The sequence below is a fragment of the Herbaspirillum sp. B65 genome (genome assembly GCF_000333555.1).
Lineage (GTDB): Bacteria > Pseudomonadota > Gammaproteobacteria > Burkholderiales > Burkholderiaceae_D > Herbaspirillum > Herbaspirillum rubrisubalbicans.
This window is the reverse complement of sequence record NZ_BADI01000709.1, coordinates 1-1,297: the sequence shown is the minus strand read 5'-3', so window position 1 is coordinate 1,297 and position 1,297 is coordinate 1. Positions and strand designations below refer to the sequence as shown.

The following is a 1,297-nucleotide window of genomic DNA, read 5'->3' as shown; positions in this document are numbered from 1 at the left end:
ATCGATGCCTTGCACTGCCGCAAAGCGCAGCCTGTCGCATCAGGATTTCAAGCAGGCAACTGGCCGCGCCAAGGCCTATATCCGTACCGGTGAATGCACGCCGTATGCCAATATCATCCTCGGTTCTGGCGTGGTCTTCTGACATCTATTTGTCATAAAATTCATACTCACATCTAGTTGTGTGATGACTACGCGACACTTCGAAAAAATAATCCGCCACAACGGTTGCCGCTCACTATCGGATGCCCCATCATTGCCGTGACCAGAGCAAACTGATCAGCGGGGTTCTACTTCGCTGTTCAAGAAAAACAAGCTGGATCTTCGAGAGAAATGGAGAGACAGATAACAATGAACAGCATAGAGGAACCAGCATGTTTGCCTATTTCGGTAATCTCAAAGTAGCGGTGCGCCTGGCGGCCGTCTTCGCCCTCATCGTGGGCTTGTTGGCAGTGGTCAGCATCACGGCCTTCGTCAAGATCAACAACATCAATCGTTCGATCGACCAGATCGTCAACGACCGCTACCTGAAGGTCCGCTGGGCCTTCGACCTGCGCGATGGCATCAATGAGCAGATCAAGTATCTGCGTGGCATGGCCATCGACATCAACAACGCCGCAGGCAACGAAAAGCGCTTCGGCCAGATGGAAGTCGCGGTCAAACAGACCAAGGAAGCGCTGGACAAGATTGCGGCACGACAGGTCACCGAGGGCGGCAAGAAGAAGATCAAGGCGGTCGACGACGCCCGTCAGGTCTTCGACACCGGCAGGACTGAGCTCATGGCCCTGATCCGTGCCGGCAAGGGTGACGCAGCCAATGAATACGTGCTGCGCAAGATCACCGATGCCCAGAACAATTACCTGGCCCTGGCACGTGCCTTCGCCGATTCGCAATCCAGCCAGTTGAGTGCCGAGGGCGCCAAGGCGGTGGAAGATGGTGCCATGGCCATCAAGGTGACCCTGGCTTGTTCGGCCGTGGCCGTGCTGGCGTCCATCATCCTCGGTTACCTGATGGCGCGCTCCATCGTCAAACCCCTCACCGAGGCCGTGCGCGTGGCCGAGAACGTGGCTTCCGGCGACCTGACTACCCGCATCGAACCGCATTCCAAGGATGAGACCGGGCAATTGATGCAGGCACTGCGCAAGATGAACGACAACCTGGTCAACATCGTCTCCGGGGTGCGTCGTGGCACCGACTCCATCGCCACCGCCTCGGGCGAAATCGCCAGCGGCAACCTGGATCTCTCGGGCCGTACCGAACAGCAGGCCGGCTCGCTGGAAGAAACCGCATCGGCCATGGA

General features: G+C 57.6%; 2 protein-coding genes. Both read left to right on the top strand.

Features of this window, described 5'->3' with window-relative positions:
• Positions 1–142: RbsD/FucU domain-containing protein (locus I5W_RS33890; RefSeq protein ID WP_305809658.1), on the top strand; the 142-nt coding region annotated here is incomplete at its 5' end.
• Between the two features lie 229 nt (positions 143–371).
• The coding region (locus tag I5W_RS16745) for a methyl-accepting chemotaxis protein (RefSeq protein ID WP_044530073.1) at positions 372–1,297 on the top strand (926 nt) is incomplete at its 3' end.